The organism is Acinetobacter sp. YH12021, assembly GCF_013420145.1.
GTDB classification, from domain to species: Bacteria; Pseudomonadota; Gammaproteobacteria; order Pseudomonadales; family Moraxellaceae; genus Acinetobacter; species Acinetobacter towneri.
This window is the reverse complement of record NZ_VOYT01000003.1, coordinates 99735-116983: the sequence shown is the minus strand read 5'-3', so window position 1 is coordinate 116983 and position 17249 is coordinate 99735. Positions and strand designations below refer to the sequence as shown.

The 17249-nt window shown below is 42.7% G+C and carries 14 protein-coding genes; 5 read left to right on the top strand and 9 right to left on the bottom strand.

Annotation, left to right across the window (positions count from 1 at the left end; genetic code table 11):
* Nucleotides 1-5: 5 nt before the first annotated feature.
* From hemH to FTT91_RS04530, 4 genes are all read right to left on the bottom strand, one after another.
* Entirely contained in the window at nt 6-1019 is a 1014-nt protein-coding gene (gene hemH, locus FTT91_RS04545; protein ID WP_180043908.1) for a ferrochelatase, read from the bottom strand.
* A 65-nt stretch (nt 1020-1084) separates the two neighbouring features.
* Nucleotides 1085-2113: a DUF4062 domain-containing protein gene (locus FTT91_RS04540; protein WP_004975972.1), complete on the bottom strand. Its 1029-nt coding sequence runs from the start codon at nt 2111-2113 to the stop codon at nt 1085-1087.
* 86 nt (nt 2114-2199) lie between these two features.
* The gene (gene murI, locus FTT91_RS04535; RefSeq protein WP_004975969.1) at nt 2200-3075 is read right to left on the bottom strand and encodes a glutamate racemase; all 876 of its coding nucleotides are present in this window, start codon (nt 3073-3075) and stop codon (nt 2200-2202) included.
* Between the two features lie 46 nt (nt 3076-3121).
* Nucleotides 3122-3733, bottom strand: coding sequence for a DUF1285 domain-containing protein (locus tag FTT91_RS04530; RefSeq protein WP_180169047.1), 612 nt, complete (start codon nt 3731-3733; stop codon nt 3122-3124).
* A gap of 195 nt (nt 3734-3928) precedes the next feature.
* Here FTT91_RS04530 and FTT91_RS04525 point away from each other — a divergent pair, with 195 nt between their 5' ends.
* Nucleotides 3929-5641: an electron transfer flavoprotein-ubiquinone oxidoreductase gene (locus FTT91_RS04525; RefSeq protein WP_004975965.1), complete on the top strand. Its 1713-nt coding sequence runs from the start codon at nt 3929-3931 to the stop codon at nt 5639-5641.
* Between the two features lie 408 nt (nt 5642-6049).
* Nucleotides 6050-7183 carry a hypothetical protein gene (locus FTT91_RS04520; RefSeq protein ID WP_104852982.1) on the top strand — a complete coding sequence of 378 codons (1134 nt, stop codon included), beginning with the start codon at nt 6050-6052 and terminating at the stop codon, nt 7181-7183.
* A 137-nt stretch (nt 7184-7320) separates the two neighbouring features.
* Here FTT91_RS04520 and FTT91_RS04515 read toward each other — a convergent pair whose 3' ends face one another.
* From FTT91_RS04515 to tusA, 3 genes are all read right to left on the bottom strand, one after another.
* Entirely contained in the window at nt 7321-8781 is a 1461-nt protein-coding gene (locus FTT91_RS04515; protein ID WP_180169046.1) for an autotransporter outer membrane beta-barrel domain-containing protein, read from the bottom strand.
* Between the two features lie 20 nt (nt 8782-8801).
* On the bottom strand, nt 8802-9458 hold the full coding sequence (locus FTT91_RS04510) for a hypothetical protein (RefSeq protein WP_180080171.1): 657 nt from the start codon (nt 9456-9458) through the stop codon (nt 8802-8804).
* A gap of 726 nt (nt 9459-10184) precedes the next feature.
* Complete coding sequence (gene tusA / locus FTT91_RS04505) at nt 10185-10442, bottom strand: sulfurtransferase TusA (RefSeq protein WP_178318649.1); 258 nt, start codon at nt 10440-10442, stop codon at nt 10185-10187.
* Nucleotides 10443-10639: 197 nt separating this feature from the next.
* On the opposite strand from tusA, the gene FTT91_RS04500 reads away from it, so the two are divergent.
* Complete coding sequence (locus FTT91_RS04500; RefSeq protein WP_004975954.1) at nt 10640-11479, top strand: CBS domain-containing protein; 840 nt, start codon at nt 10640-10642, stop codon at nt 11477-11479.
* Nucleotides 11476-13032 carry an apolipoprotein N-acyltransferase gene (lnt, locus tag FTT91_RS04495; protein WP_004975952.1) on the top strand — a complete coding sequence of 519 codons (1557 nt, stop codon included), beginning with the start codon at nt 11476-11478 and terminating at the stop codon, nt 13030-13032. The genes FTT91_RS04500 and lnt overlap by 4 nt, the downstream gene beginning before the upstream one ends.
* Before the next feature lie 113 nt (nt 13033-13145).
* Here the strand turns inward: lnt and gspG are convergent, their stop codons facing one another.
* Together gspG and gspF are read right to left on the bottom strand one after the other, a co-directional pair.
* Nucleotides 13146-13580, bottom strand: coding sequence for a type II secretion system major pseudopilin GspG (gene gspG / locus FTT91_RS04490; RefSeq protein WP_004975950.1), 435 nt, complete (start codon nt 13578-13580; stop codon nt 13146-13148).
* 76 nt (nt 13581-13656) lie between these two features.
* Entirely contained in the window at nt 13657-14862 is a 1206-nt protein-coding gene (gene gspF / locus FTT91_RS04485; RefSeq protein WP_004975948.1) for a type II secretion system inner membrane protein GspF, read from the bottom strand.
* A gap of 152 nt (nt 14863-15014) precedes the next feature.
* Between gspF and FTT91_RS04480 the strand changes: the two genes are divergently transcribed.
* The gene (locus FTT91_RS04480) at nt 15015-17237 is read left to right on the top strand and encodes a primosomal protein N' (protein ID WP_096901328.1); all 2223 of its coding nucleotides are present in this window, start codon (nt 15015-15017) and stop codon (nt 17235-17237) included.
* The last annotated feature ends 12 nt before the right edge of the window (nt 17238-17249 follow it).

Sequence of the window (17249 nt, the reverse complement as noted above, 5' to 3'; positions counted from 1 at the left end):
AAAAATTAATGGCTTAGGTTAAGCTTTACAGCATCAAGATTAGCTTGAAGTAAATGTTTGAGCAAATCCAAATGATCGGCACGAGTATTCAGTGCAGGAATATAGGCATATTCTTTGCCACCTGCTTGTAAAAACAATTCTGCGTTTTGAATTGCCAATTCTTCTAGCGTTTCCAAACAATCTGCAGAAAAAGCAGGACTCATAATTTGCACCGACTTCACGCCCTGCTGTCCCCATTCTTCAAGTAAGACATCGGTATAGGGTTTGACCCATTCCTGTTTGCCAAAACGTGACTGGAAGCTAATTGCCCATTGTTCATCATTTAAATTTAAAGCATCGGCAACCAATTGTGCAGTGATACGGCAACGCTCGGCATAAGGGTCGCCCTTATCAGCATAGGGTTGTGGAATGCCATGAAATGACATCAATAATTTTTCTGCCACACCATGTTCGGCCTGAAAGTCACGTACACTTTGCGCCAAAGCCTGAATATATAAAGGATGCTGATAATAATCACGAATGATCGACAGCCCAGGTAAATTACGTTGCTTCGGAATCCAGTGGGCAACGGCATCGTACAAAGGCGCAGTGGATGTAGCTGAATACTGCGGGAACAGCGGAAATAAAATCACATGATCAGGTGGGTTTTGACTCAAACCTGCCAATGCTTGCTGAATCCCAGGATTGCCATAGGTCATTACAGGCACAATCTCTAATTCAATATCTGAATACTGTGGTATCAACTGTTGCTTTAAAGCCGCAACCTGTTGCAACAAAATTTCCCGCATGGGTGAATCTTGCTGCCATACCATAGCATAAGCATGTGCAACACGCTTAGGACGAAATGGCAAAATGAATAAGTTCAAAATGATTTGCCAAATCGGTTTGGGAATTTCAATCACGCGCTGATCAGACAAAAACTGCTTTAAAAAACGGCGAACCGCTGCTGCAGTCGGTTCATCAGGCGTACCTAAATTGGCTAAAAGAACGGTTACTTTGGGTTTTGCTGTAGACAACATCCAGCCCTCGTGTCTGATGATTGAGCCCGACTACTTTAACAGTTTTTTCACTCTGTATTGAGAGATTAATACGGTGTTTTAAATGAATAAACCCGATCGGTATCTAGCAAATTGCTCTCTAAAAGTTTTTGCGCTTTTGCCGTGGTTTGCCACAACATCCGCTGACGATCATCACGCCCCGCCTGCACAATCCAGTCATTTTGACGCATTTGCATTTTAATCTGATGCAAGGCCCGAATATTGATTTGGGCACGTGCAACTGCATGCGCACGTGGCATGATCCGACGTGCATCCTCCAAACCAGTTTCATTCAAATATTCATTCATGCGTTTCGAAAAATATTCTTCAGGGGTTGGATGAATAAAAGTATTGCCTAAAATTGCCAACAACTGCGCCCAACTTAAACTTCGCTCAACTTTCAGCTCTCTAAAGTTACCATCCTGATAGGCATGCATGCGATATTCAAAACGATATGATTCATTCATCGACACTTTAGATACGCTTAGAAACGGGTCTGCTTCGCGCTGTCCCACATCGGTTTCCAGCTGACGTAACTTACTTTTTAAACGTTCAATTTCATCATGCAAAGCTTGTGTATTTTGCGGGCGCACCCAACCAGAAGTCGGATAACGTTCTAGCATTTGCGACATATTAAAGCGGACAGCAAGCTCTAAATCACGCAGAGTGCGGTAGCTAAACACCTGATCGACTTCTTGTTGTAATAATTTACGGAACTCTTTGAATTTTTCACGCAATTCAGGTTTTTCATCATGTAAAGATGAATCACGTGAATCTGGGTCTTCGTGCATAAATACAATGATCGGCTTTTGCTTGGTGACTGCATAAATATACTCTAAATGCATATACCCCACGCCCGACACCGATTGCTCACCGTACTGGCTGCCCAATAGAATCACCACATAATCACAATCATCAATTTGACGGCGTGCAAATGCAGTGCTGAGTGAGGTACGTTGTTCTAAACCCCACGAAAAAAAACCCATTCCCACCAATGTTTGTGCCAAGATCACTCGTTCTGGCTGCATATCTGCCCCAGACGTCGAGATAAAGACCTGATAGCGCTTATCGAGCATTGGTTTCCCCTCTCCTATTGCCATTACAAGTCGGTCACCGTCTACTTGTAATGCCTTTCCCCAATCATAAAAAAATTATCTTAAAGTCAGTCCACAGTACTCACATTTGCGATACTCCAAGAAATATTGCCTGGAATAAGATGCTGCAACACGGGCTTTAATTGTTCTGCATTGTTCCCGCTGACATAACACGCAATTTGTAAAGTATCTGCCAAACTTTGTTCAAATAATAACTCATTTTTAATTAAAATGCGGGAAGTTTGACGCGCAACGGCAATTCCTGAGTCAATTAATGTCAGTTTCTGACCAAAAATGGACTCAATCGCAGGTTTTAGGAAAGGATAATGGGTACAACCGAGCACCAAATAGTCCGCGCCCTGATCGACCACAGGTTGCAAACTCTGCTGTAAGGAACTTAAACATGCCTCACTCATTTGCGCCCCTTGCTCAACAAAAGGCACTAAATCTAGATTGGTGACATTCAAGACTTGCACTTGAGCAGGAATCGCAAAACGCTGCATCACATCTTTAATAAGTTGTCCGCGAAAAGTCGCAGGCGTCGCAAGTACAGCCACAGTTTTGCTTTGGCTATTTAATACGGCAGGCTTTAAAGCAGGCACTAAACCAATAATGGGAAAATCTTCGCCGTAATGATCGCGCAGATAATCTAGACTAAAAGCAGAAGCAGTATTACACGCCACGACCGCAACTTTACAACCTTGTCGATATAACCATTCGATTGCAGCTGCAGTGAGTTCTCGAATATTTTGATCATCACGTGGGCCATACGGCACATGTGCAGTATCGGCATAATAAAGGATGCGCTCATTGGGCAAATATTCTGCAATTTCAATGGCAACTGACAAGCCTCCTATGCCCGAATCAAAAATACCAATTGGCGCACTGGCTTGTGCTTTTGGCATGGCTTGATTTAAGGGAGAAACAGGATGAATGGCTGTCATAGCAAGAGATTCAGCAATACAAAATGGGATGAATAAAGCTTAAACCTCAGCTGCTTAAATTCAAGTGCAAATCACCACTTTTCAACGATAAAATCGTTTCGCCCTGCGCATTTTCACTCAGCTCGCCCAATTCCACCAAATGTAAAAAAGCCGCACGCTGAATCAGGGCATTAATACCAAAACGCACATGCACATAAGGACGCAGCTCACCTGCATATTCACGCATAAAAATAGGATGCTCGGCATCAACAATCACAATATCCTGATGTGTAGTGATAAGTTGAATATAATTTTGCTGTCCGATTTCGACCACATCAACCTGATTGATGAACAAAGGCTCATCTTCTACCTGGATTTCAATTTGTTCCACTGGGGTTTTTAAATAAAACTTGCCCTGCTCTTTCCATAACACACTAGAAAACAGATCAACCAATGCCTGACGTTTGATCAATTGACCTTCGTGCCACCATTCTCCATTGGCTTTGACCAGCAAATCCATTGCTCCACAATGCTTTGGATGCCATTGCTCCAAAGGAGGGATTGATCTTTTGTGACCTGACTGTCCAGTTTTTATATATTGTGCAATGTGCATTAAATTTTTATTATCAGCCGTAGCTACATTTTCTGTCGGTTTGATTGAATTATCGTCATGCTTCATGCTGCAGTACCTTACTGACGGAAAAATAATACGATTCAGCCAATTGGCTAAGACTCGGTTTAAAACTATACTAGCTCACAATACTTACCCATACTGTAAAAGACACGATTAAATTTGTGTCTGGCAACTAAAAATACTCATGGCAGCACCGTTGCTTGATGCGGTTGCCACCTTCAATTATATGAGGAGTCCTACATGGAACACATCGAACGTGAATCGATGGAGTTTGACGTAGTCATCGTAGGCGCAGGCCCTGCGGGTCTTTCTGCTGCGATCAAAATTCGTCAACTTGCAATTGAAAACAATTTAAATGATCTGTCCGTTTGTGTGGTCGAAAAAGGCTCTGAAGTTGGTGCGCATATCCTTTCGGGTGCAATTCTTGAGCCTCGCGCCATCAACGAGTTATTTCCTAACTGGAAAGAAGAAGGTGCGCCTTTAAATGTGCCTGTGACTGAAGATAAAACTTTCTTCTTGATGTCACCTGAAAAAGCTCAGCAAGCACCGCATTGGATGGTGCCTAAAACCATGCATAACGATGGTAACTACGTGATCTCGTTAGGCAACGTGGTGCGTTGGTTAGGTCAAAAAGCCGAAGAATTAGAAGTTTCTATTTTCCCTGGCTTTGCGGCATCTGAAATTCTTTACCATGCCGATGGTACGGTTAAAGGCATCCAAACTGGTGACATGGGCATTGGTAAAGATGGCGAGCCAACGCATAACTTCACACCGGGTTATGAACTACATGCCAAATACACCATTTTCGCAGAAGGCTGTCGTGGTCATTTAGGTAAGCGTTTAATCCAGCAATTCAATTTGGATAAAGATGCCGATCCGCAACACTACGGGATTGGTATTAAAGAACTTTGGGAAATTGACCCTGCAAAACACAAACCAGGTTTAGTCATGCACGGTGCAGGCTGGCCATTAAGTGAAACAGGTTCTTCAGGCGGTTGGTGGTTATACCACGCAGAAAACAACCAAGTGACTTTGGGTATGATTGTGGACTTGTCGTATACCAACCCACACATGTATCCATTTATGGAAATGCAGCGCTGGAAAACTCATCCTCTAATTAAACAGTATCTAGAAGGCGGCAAGCGTATTTCTTATGGTGCACGTGCTGTGACCAAAGGTGGCTTTAACTCATTGCCAAAATTCACCTTCCCAGGTGGTTCTTTAATTGGTGATGATGCAGGCTTCTTAAACTTTGCCAAAATCAAAGGCTCTCATACCGCCATGAAGTCTGGCATGCTTTGCGGTGAAGCAGTATTTGAAGCGATTGCTGCAGGTGTCGCAAAAGGCGGTGACTTGGCGATTGCTCGCGTAACTGAAGGCGAAGATTTCTTTGTGAAAGAGCTAACGGCTTACACTGAAAAATTCAACAACAGCTGGCTGAAAGAAGAACTTTATAGCGCACGTAACTTTGGCCCTGCAATGCATAAGTTTGGTCAATGGATGGGTGGTGCGTTTAACTTTATCGACCAGAACGTGTTTAAAGTACCATTTACTTTGCATGATTTAGTGCCTGATTTCAGCGCACTCAAAACTGTAGATGCAACCAGCTTTAAACCGAACTATCCAAAACCAGATGGCAAGCTGACTTTTGACCGTTTATCTTCAGTGTTCGTATCGAATACCGTACATGAAGAAAATCAGCCAGCACACTTAAAGTTGACAGATACCTCTATTCCAGTGAACGTAAACTTACCTAAATGGGATGAGCCTGCACAGCGCTACTGCCCTGCGGGTGTTTATGAAATCATGGAAAATGATGATGGTTCAAAACGCTTCCAGATTAACGCAGCCAACTGTGTTCACTGTAAGACTTGTGACATTAAAGACCCATCACAGAACATCACTTGGGTAACACCTGAAGGTGGCGGTGGTCCGAATTACCCGAATATGTAATTGCGAATCGCAATTGAGAAACCCAAAAGCAGTGCCTCGGCACTGCTTTTTTATACACAGTTTACAAAATTACCAAGGTCTCATAATCCCTTACATTTTTCAGGTATTTCTCTATTCAAAAGCAGGCGATTGAATAACTTTCCTTGTTATGCTGTTTTTGCTTATTTTTTATCTTTTCTATTTTTAGTTTTTTATTTCGTTTTTTTCAGACTTGAACAACCGAAAATGTTGTTTTGTCAGCTTTTATACAATGCTATTCGGCATTTTATGCAGCACTTAGCACGGTAGCAAAATGTTGTAGATGCTGACTAAAACTGACTTGAGTGGAGTATAAAGCAGTACTTTGAGTTTTATCTTGCTCAAGCATTTGGTTGTTCTTCTTATTTTCATTAGAAGAGGAATTCCAACATGCTTAATTTAACAGACACCCTCAACCAACTTAAAAATGTGCAGGCACAACCTGCAGTCAGCTTATTTCTACCCACACATCGTACCTTTCCAGACAATCAGCAAGATGTGATTGCTCTTAAAAACCAACTTAAACAACTCGAAGAACGCCTGTTGGCAGACTATGACAAACGTCTGGTGGCACAAATTTTAGAACAGATTCATCATCAAACCAAAGATTTGAATCCCAACTACCATTTAGACAGTCTGGCTATTTTTGCCACAGCCGACAGTGCACAAGTACTGCGTCTGCCATTCCCTACCCAAGAACGTATTGTGATTGATCAACAATTTTCAGTGCGTGATTTTATTCGTGAGCTATCTTATGCAGTGCAATACTATGTGGTAGTGATCAGTCGTGAAGTTGGACGTCTGATTAAGGCCTCCAATGATCGTGTAATCCATGAGTTTTCTGTAGATGACAGCGACTTGAATGAACGACTGCCACATGGTGCATTTCCTGTTCAAAATGATAACTTATATAGCACCAGCGGTGCAGAACGTGCCACAGCCGCCAATGAAGACCGTTTACTCAAAGAGTTTTTAAACCGTGTCGATAAAAATGTGCAAACTGTACGTGCCAGTGAGCCATTGGGCTTGGTCATTGTGGGTGATCGACGCAATATCAGTTTTTATGAATCTATTTGCGACCAACCCAATGCCATTATTTTCAGTGTAGATAACGTCACTCAGCTAGAACAAGGCAGCGCACAACACATTATTGACAGTATTCAGACCGAGCTAAAAAGCCATCAACAACAATTGCATCAGCAACATGCGCAGCAACTGGATGAACTCTATGCCAGTGACCGTGTTGTGACCGATCTGCAGCAAATTTATCAGGCAGTGTTGCAAAATAATGTCGATACTTTATATGTTCAACAAGGCTACATGCAGACAGGTTGGGTCGATACCGACCAGCAACGAATTTATCTAGATCAAGCGCACGCACCTGACAGCGCACAAGCCACAGACGATGTGATCAACCATATTATTGATGCAGCACAGCAACACGCTGCCAATATCGTATTTATTCCTGCCGATTATTTACAGTCCAAAGCACCACTGACTTTAATGAGTCGCTATGCGGTCTAAAACTCAGTCCATTTGACTGTGATCTAAAAAACAGCCATGCAGATTTATCTACATGGCTGTTTCAATCAAGATTCAAACTTCTCATTCATACGCAAATCTACGCTTTTTCATGACTTTCTCATGAATAAAACGATCAATTAGAATCGAGTCGTTACCGCCAACTGTACCCGATGACTGTCGCTATGTGATCGCCCGCTATATTCATAATTCAAATTGAGAAAACTATGTTGTCCAAAGTGAAGTTGTGAACCTAAGGCAGCATGATATTGACCTTGATCGGCATGCCATGCATCAAACTTCAGTTTCTCCGCTGTGCCTACATAATGGGTATCTAAATATGCTTTTTCCTGAATTGGTTGGCTGTAATACAAGCTGCCTTTCAATTGCCATGCTGGATTCAACTGGTAATTGGCTTGCAAACCTGCACCAAAATTCCAGCGCTGCATCACCAAATCATCTAAGCTGTTGACACCATCCTGCTGAGTTTGTTCGGCATGAACATAATGTTGGAACGAAGCGTCTAAATACGGTTGAATCTGCATTTTTTGACTGAGTGGATAGCTATAATCTAGACGCAAACCTGCGGCATACATTTGTCCATCAAACTGTATTTTTTGTGCTTGAGCATGACCACGCTGCGCGTCAACATCCACCTGCATGCCTTTTAACCATGCCGCGACACTTAAATCACGATTAAGCTGCTGTGCTGTCCCCATAGTTAGTGCATAGGCTTTGCTCTGACTGCTATTTTTTGAGCCTGTTTGTACGGCATCATCTAAGTTCAGTTGACTGAAATCGGCCTGCGCTGCCAAGGTCATCCCTGCCAGTTTTGTTGCCACACCAACACCTTGATGATGACTACGGCGCTCACTATTTAAGCCGACATAATCCATATCATAACTTTGGTAATCACCCGAAAACCAAAGCTGTTTGGGTTGTGCGGTTGCCAAACGCTGTGCAAACTGACGTTCTTGCTTGCTGCTTTCTTCTGCGACATTTAAAACGGTATTGGCATAAAAACTTGGATCAAGTTGATGAAACAGTTGATTCAATGCCTGCGTAGAAACTGTACTTTCAGCAGCATTGCTATAACGTATAGTTTGAGCAAAATTGTTAAATAAGCGATTGGCAAAAACTTTTTCAACATCTTCCAGCGTTTCTAACTGTTGTTTCTGATCAAGACTTGCTAAAACTACATCTAAATTACGGGCAACCTGAGTACGTCCTTCAAGTTCAGCAGCAAGAGCCGCCACCGTTTCAGTCGATTTACGCTTTGCCGTAATCACCACATCGGTATTGATTGTATCTGCCGCACGTACAGGCTCGCCCGTTGCATTCAGTTCAGGACGATAACTAACTTGTGTCAACTCAAATAATGGATTGCTTGAGCGATAAGCATCGAACTCACGCTGTACGCCTTGTTGCGCACGTAATACGGTAGTTTGTGAACCTTGTGCAGTAATAAGTGGCTGATCAAGTGGCACTTCATCAAACAGGTTCAAAGTCCCTGCCAAATTGGCGGTTCCCGTTACCGTCAGCAAATTGCCAAAACGTGCTTTAAAACCCGCATGTTGCTGCTGATCTGCAGCAATCTGCATCGAATAGTTGCCTGTGATGGTTAAATTGCCTTCGTTTCAAGAAATGCACTGCCTGTTTCGACTTCTAAAGTGTTTTGTGAGGGTTCAAGTTCTTGAATCGTACTACCCATCTCAACTTCAGATGTATCTTGTGGTACTTCAATATCTTGAATCGCACTATCGACCAAGACGGTGTCGGTTAAAACAGGCTCGGCTACTGGTGGAGCTACCACATCGACTGGTTGCTCTACTTCTGACGGAGGTGATTCAAGTGTAGGTATCGTATCAGGCTGATTGACATCATTATTTTCTAAAACGGTAGCATCATCGCTAGGTACAGCATCATTGCTGTCTAAAAGTGAATCTTCAGTTGGTGATGTATTGCCATGATCTGTACTGCCACCACTCAAACCACCACCATTGGATGATACATCGCCATGATCTAGCTCTAAATTCACAGGAGGTTGATCGGTAATGGGTGCAGATGGTGCGACAGGTTGCTCTACTCCGCTGCCAATGCCTTCATTTGTAGTCGGTTGATCTTCTTGGCTGACATTTTCTGCCCCCAACACATCAGTGACTTGAACCGTGCTTGACTGAGAGCCTGAACCCGATGAACAGCCTGAGATACTCATGGTCAATAAACACGCCACACTCAGTGGCTTTAAAGAAAAGTTTTGCTTTTTATCTAAAATCATACCGTACTCAATCAAAATGATGATAACGCAAGATTTATTGATGATTGATCACGCAAAAAATTAAGCAGATTTTGCTCAGTCTAAATGGCATATTTTTTTAAGATAAAGACAATCAGTTAAGCCCCCCAAAATTATTTTTCTTAACTTGACTACTTTAATGCGACAGCTTAATCAGCTTTTTCAGCCTTATAAAACATAAACACTGCCATATAACATTCAAACCAAGCAAAACCCCAAATCTGCTTAATTTTATCCCCAAATGTTCTGCAATCGAACTCAATAAACTGATCGCATTATAGGCTAATTTTTCCATATATTAAAAAATATTTAAAATAATTTTGTTAAAAATCAATAACTAAACAATAGAATAAACTCACACTCTAAAAATTATTTCTTATACAACACACAGAGCTTTGTTAGATTTTGCACAAGCACACAACTTGCCCTATAAATGCAGAAAAGTTGAAAAGTCCCTTAAAAAATGTGTAGCAGATAACGCAACTCGTGGATCGTTTCGCCATTTTTTAACTCAAACTGTGAAGCAGGTGGGATTGATGCAAAATTGATGAAAAATTAAAAATAAAGTTGAACGTCATGGCTAAAAACACGAAAGGCATATTTCAACTTGCATGAATTGCAAATGAAATATGCCTATATGGATCACATGACTATTTTATCGTGTTTAAATTATAGTGTTCTAAAAGTGCTGAGGCTAATTTTTGCCTATTAGCCTTTTTTCACCAAATAATGAAATTCTTTATTGCCTTGCTCATCTAAGCGTTCTTCTTGCAATAACAACTCATGCCCCAAATGCATGCAAAATTTTGGAATATCCCAAGACGTCGAATTGTCAGTTGCAAACACTTCAACCACATCGCCAGACTTAGATTTGCGAATGGCTTGATGCAACATCATCACAGGTTCAGGGCAACGCAAACCACGGGTATTCAGTTGAATGCTAGGTGTGACAGAAAGTTCAGACATGCACAGACTCGGTATTAAAACATCGGGCTAGTTTAGCATAAAGCGCAGCCTTGTTTTATGTGTTCCCGCTACGCATAGCAACACATCTCGTGACGTAATTGCCGTCATTTTCTCCCAAGATTAGCAATAGACAACTGTATTTTCTAAGGTATGATTAAGCTAAGTTTTTTAGATATAAAGAGTCTTTAGGAAAGATCATGCACGAGGAATCAGGCCCATCGTGGGGTATGCGTGGCCTAAGAAAATGGTTAGGCACTGCACCAGAAACCCGCGATGAATTGCTAAAATTAGTACAAGATTCACGTCGTTTTTTAGAACCCGATACGGTGGCAATGCTCGAAGGTGTTCTGGATTTACCTGCCACCAAAATCCGTGAAGTCATGACCCCACGTACCGCCATGATTAGCTTACAAGAAGATGATGAGCTACTCGACATTTTGCATGTACTGGTCGAATCGGCACATTCACGTTTTCCTGTGTTCTCATCTGACCAACCCGACAACGTGGTGGGGATTTTATTGGCAAAAGATTTATTGCCTTTACTGACCGAACAAAGAACCAAAGTCGATATTCGCGCCTTAATGCGTCAGCCGTTATTTGTGCCTGAAAGTGCTCGTTCAGACCAAGTATTGCGTATGCTCAAAAACACCCAAACCCATATTGCAGTGGTGATTGATGAGTATGGCACCACTTCGGGCTTGGTTACTTTAGAAGATATTTTAGAAGAAATTGTCGGTGAAATTGAAGATGAACACGACAATATTGACGAAGAAGCAGAATACATCATCCCCGATCACGACCCAAAAACGGCAAATACTTGGTTAGTACAAGCACTTACACCAATCGAACATTTTAATAATGTTTTAGATGCAGATTTTTCTGACGATGAAGTAGAAACTGTGGGCGGTTTATTGCTTCAGGAAATTGGTTTGGTGAGTGATTTGCAAGGACAAGTGATTGTGATTGGCAACTGGGAATTTACCATTCTTGAAGCAGATGCCCGCACTATTCATCTGATTCGAGCCGTACGTCAATGAGGACTTTTTTTTCCAAGCTGTCTAATCCTGCAGAACATCAACAACTGCCCTTAATTTATCCATTAATCATTGCCCTATTGGCAGGTGCAGTGTTTAGTTTGGCACTTGCTCCCTATCATTACTGGTGGATTGCCTTACTTTCACCTGCTTTGCTGTATGCGACTTTAAGCAAACGCACCCCGAAACAGGCCTTTTTGATTGGTTGGTCTTACGGGATTGGGTTGTGGTTTGTCGGAGCATTTTGGCTCTATACATCCATTCACGTCTATGGCGACACCAATGCCTTTTTAAGCGTGCTGATGATTGTCATTATGGCGCTGTTGATGGGTTTGTTTACTGCCGTACAAACGTGGTTATATCGTCGGTTTTTCCCTGAAACACCACTGACTTTTGCACCGCTATGGGTATTTTTTGAATGGGCGAAAACTTGGGTCTTTACAGGTTTTCCATGGCTGTTTGCAGGTTATGCCTTCACCGAACGCTTTTTGGATAGCTATGCACCGTTGTTTGGTATTTTCGGGGTGTCTTTTGTGGTCATCTTGCTGGCCTGTGCGTTGGTTGAAGTCCTTAAAAAGCGTATCTTCTGGCTGATTCCATCGGCAATTTTACTTTTGGGTGCATGGGGTGCAGCACAACTCAGTTTTGTAACTGCAAAATCTGAAAAGCCACTCTCGGTTTCTCTGATTCAAGGCAACATTCCTCAAGACTTAAAGTGGCTAACCGAATACCAAATTAAGACCTTGGAAATTTATACCCGCTTGACCCGAACTGAATGGGGACGCGACATTATTGTTTGGCCTGAATCATCCATTCCAATGTTCCAGACCGATATTGAACCGTTTTTGGATGCCATGAAAACACAGGCTGAAAAAACGGGCAGTTCGTGGGTGACAGGTATTCCGTATTGGGACTTGCCTGAATCACAAGTGCAGCAACATCCAATGTATTACAACAGCATTATGGCAACGGGAGATGCGGCTGAAGGCTTGTATAAAAAGCAGCGTCTGGTGCCTTTTGGTGAATATATTCCGCTTTCAGGCTTACTGAGTTGGGTACTACCTGCGATGCAAAATGACCCATCCATGAGTGGTTTTTCACGTGGAGCGTCTGAGCAAAAACCGCTTGCAATTAAACAGCATCATTTGGGGGCAGCCATTTGTTATGAGGTGGCTTATCCGAACCTGACCCGCCGCAATGCTAGCCAAAGTGACTTTTTGGTAACAGTATCCAATGATGCTTGGTTTACGGGTACTGCAGGGCCATTGCAACATTTACAAATGGTACAAATGCGCGCCAAAGAAAATGGACGCTGGTTTGTTCGTGCCACCAATACAGGTGTGACCGCATTTATTGACCATCATGGGCATATTGTCAAACAAGCGCCAATGGATCAGGAATTTGTGCTGCGTGGTGATCTGCCTGCCATGCAAGGTCAAACACTGTATACCCAACTCAGCGATTGGCCTGTGCTGATTTTCTCATTGCTGTTGTTAATTATGGGGTGGATTTATCGACCACGTCAGGTGGATGTGTCGTTTAAATCACGTCGTTAATAGTACTGTTCAATAGCGGCTAGAAATAACCATTCATAAAAAAACCGAGCATTAAGCGCTCGGTTTTTTTTTGGAGTTCACTGAATCAATATATAGACTCAACTCATCTTCTATTAAGGCTGATAATAAATGTCGGCATCGGTACCTTCACCACCCTGCTGACCATCTGCACCAAAAGAATATAAATCAAATGGACGACCTTCTGAACCCGGAATCACATATTGGATGTCATTATCCCAACTGTCTTTCGGATAGCCCCCTTTCACATAACCGCCTGGCAACCAGTTTTTAGCCGAAGCAGGCTGATTCACCAAGGCATCTAAACCACCGTCTTGCATTGAAGGATATTTTTGATTATCGAGTTTGTATTGATCGAGTGCGCCAGCCACACCTTTTAAAGTAATAACCGTAGTATCTACTTTGGCTTTTTCACCACGTCCCATTACGTTCGGTACGATTAAAGCCGCCAACACACCTAAAATTACAATCACCACCATGACTTCAATCAGGGTAAAACCAGACTGTTTACTCGGTTGCTTCTGTTTCATTCAATCTCTCTCATTTATTTATATCAATTCGACATTTATTTTAGATTCTGTTTGAAGAAGGACGCTTCAAAACGATTTAAATCATATTGTTCATATTCACAATTGGCAGCATTACCGCAATCACAATCACCAATACAATACTCGCCATCAGTACCAACATCAACGGTTCTAATAGTGCCAACAGGGTAGAAATCAGTGTGGTCACTTCACGGTCTTGCATGTCTGAAGCACGTGACAGCATACGGTCTAACTCGCCCGAGGCTTCACCACTTTTGATCATTTGCACCATCATCGGTGGGAAATAACCACTGCGCTCTAATTGCGTCGCCAAGTTACCACCTTCAGTGACTTTTTCTGCCGCCAAATTGACCGCATCACGAATGACCCAGTTGTTACTGACCGCAGCACCAATATTTAGCGCATCCACCAAAGGCACACCCGACTGAGTCAAAATAGACAAGGTACTGGCAAAACGCGCGGCATTAATCCCACGTGATAATTTTGCAAATAACGGCAACTTTAAGGTTAAACGGTCAAAGGCATAATGCCCTGCGGTGGTGCGTAAAAAACGCACCAACAACAATACCCCCACCACAGAAGCCACCAGTAAAAACGGCCATGCAACACGAATAAAATCACTGGCTTTCATTAATGCCACGGTGATCCACGGCAAGGCATCTTTGCTCTGATCAAAGGTTTTAACAATATCGGGTACGACATAAGTCATTAAACCCATCACAATCGCAAAAGACATCAGCATTAAAATGATGGGATAAATCATCGCCCCTTGAATTTTTTTCTGCATGGCAAAGCGGTTTTCGGTGTAATCTGCCAATTGTTCCAGAATTAAATCCAAATGCCCCGAACGCTCGCCTGCGGCAATGGTGGCAATATATAAGTCTGGAAAACGCCCCGATTGTTGTAAAGCATTGGCCAGTGAATAACCTTCCAAAACTTTGGAACGCACCGACATCAGCAAATTTTGCACATGGGCTTTTTCACTTTGTTTACCCACAGCGCGAACGGCTTCTTCCAAAGGAATCGCAGCAGCCACCAAAACCGATAACTGACGGGTCAGCAAAGCCAAATCATAGGCGGTGATTTTTTTCTGAAACCATTGTTTGCCACTGTGTTTATCTTTTTGTTCAACGGTATCGACACTGACAGGAATCCATTCTTTGTCCCGCAATTGCTGACGGATTTGTCGTGCAGAATCACCCTCTAAAACACCTTTTTGCTGCTTCCCTGAAGCGTCAATGGCAGTAAATTGATATGCTGGCATTGTAATGCTCTAATTTTCCAAAATTTCTTGCAACGCAGTTGCGTCTGACCACTAAAATCATTCATATTCTTAGATATAAATTCTGTGCTCACTCTAACACATGCCAAAGTCGAGCACGAAGCCATTTTTCACAGGACGATACGACTTTTTCTATGCCAGATTCCACTTTAGACCCACAGCCTGTTTATCGTATTCGAGTGGCTGTACCCGTATATCTTTACGACTGCTTCGATTATATGCTCAGTGCAGCACAATATCAGCAAGCAGAAGTGGGCGCGCGGGTCTTGGTTTCTTTTGGTCGGCAAAACTTGGTCGGAATTATTGTCGAAAAACTGGCACTCGACACCCCAATTGATCCACGTTTTAAACTCAAAGCCATTAGCGAACTGTTAGATGAGCAAGCGATTTTAGACCCTAAAGTTTTAACTTTGTTGACATGGTCGGCACAATATTATCAATTCCCGATTGGTGAAGTGATGCAAAGTGCCTTACCTAGCTTATTGCGCCAAGCCAAACCCTATAATTTATTGGCACGTACTTGGAAATTGTTGGATGCACATGCCGAAGCTAAAATTACACGCTCAGAAAAACAACAAGAAGCCTATAAAATTTTAAAGCTGCATCCTTCGGGAACTTCTGAAAATATTTTAAATTTGGCAGGCATTGAAACAGCAACCCTAAAAGCCTTGGCGAATAAAGAAATTTGCGCATGTGTTTTGGAAGCCCAAGATTTTAGCCCAATGCCAGTGACTTTGGCGCAAATGCCTTTAACCCCTAATCCAGATCAGAAAAAAGCCATCGACAGCGTACTTAAAGTACGGCAGCAATATAAGGCATTTTTACTGGATGGTTTAACGGGTAGCGGTAAAACTGAAGTGTACTTACACATCATGCATGAGGTACTAAAACAGGGCAAACAAGTGTTGGTGTTAGTACCTGAAATTGGTCTAACGCCACAAACCATTAGCCGTTTCCAATCGCGTTTTCACTGCCACATCGCCCTCTTACATTCAGGTTTAAATGATTCCAAGCGTTTGCAGGCGTGGCAAGCCGCACAAACGGGCAAAGCCTCGATTATTTTAGGTACACGTTCTGCGATTTATACCCCATTGCCAAATTTAGGCTTGATTATTTTAGATGAAGAACACGACCTGTCTTTTAAACAGCAGGAAGGTTTTCGCTACCATGCCCGTGATGTTGCGCTCTATCGTGCCCATCTGGAAAATTGCCCTGTTATTTTAGGTTCGGCAACTCCAAGCATTGACAGCTATGCACTAGTCGATCAAGGCAAAATGCAATGTCTGGAATTAAATCAACGCGCGGGCACGGCACTCATGCCCAAAATCCACCTGATTGATTTAAAAATTGCCAAAAAACAGCACGGTATTAGCCAACAATTGATTGATGAAATCAAAAAACGCTTGGCTAAAAAAGAACAAGTTTTGGTGTTTTTAAACCGACGCGGCTATGCACCCGTATTGATTTGTGAGAGCTGTGCATGGCAAGCCAAATGCCCACATTGTGATGCCAACTTTACCCTGCATCATCAACCTTATGTGCATTTACACTGCCACCACTGCGGAACAATTCACCGCAAACCTGAGCAATGCCCTGCCTGCAACCATGAAGAACTCAAACCTGTGGGCATGGGTACCGCCAAAGTGGAAGACAGTCTAAATGAACTGTTCCCAGATATAGATGTGATTCGGGTGGATCGTGACTCAACCAGTCGTGTCGGCAGCTGGCAAAAAATTTATGACCGTATTCAACGCAGTGAACCCCTAATTTTACTGGGCACACAAATGCTGGCCAAAGGACATCACTTTCCTTATGTAACCTTGGTGGCTATTTTAGATATCGATTCAGGCTTGCTCAGTGTTGATATTCGCGCACCTGAACGTACCGCCCAACTGATTGTGCAAGTGGCAGGACGTGCAGGGCGTGGTGAACATAAAGGCGATGTTTATTTGCAAAGTTTACGTCCTGATCATCCTTTACTCACCACCTTGGTCGAGGGAGATTACCGCAAGTTTGCCAAACAAAGTTTAAAAGAGCGCAAAGCCGCGCAACTGCCGCCATATCGTTATACTGCGCTGATTCGCTGTGAGTCCAAAAGTCAGGAATTAAACCAGCAATTTTTACAACAACATGCACAATGGCTTAGAGAACATTCAGAACAATTAATTGAAATTTGGGGGCCGATTCCTGCGCCAATGGAACGTAAAGCAGGACGTTTCCATGCACACATGGTGTTGTTGTCTAAAGATCGGGCACGCTTACATTTTTATATCAGGAACTGGTGGCAAAATATGTTGCATGAAAAGCCATCCAGCATGAAACTAAGTTTAGATATAGATCCGCAAGAATTTAGCTAATACTGTAAATTG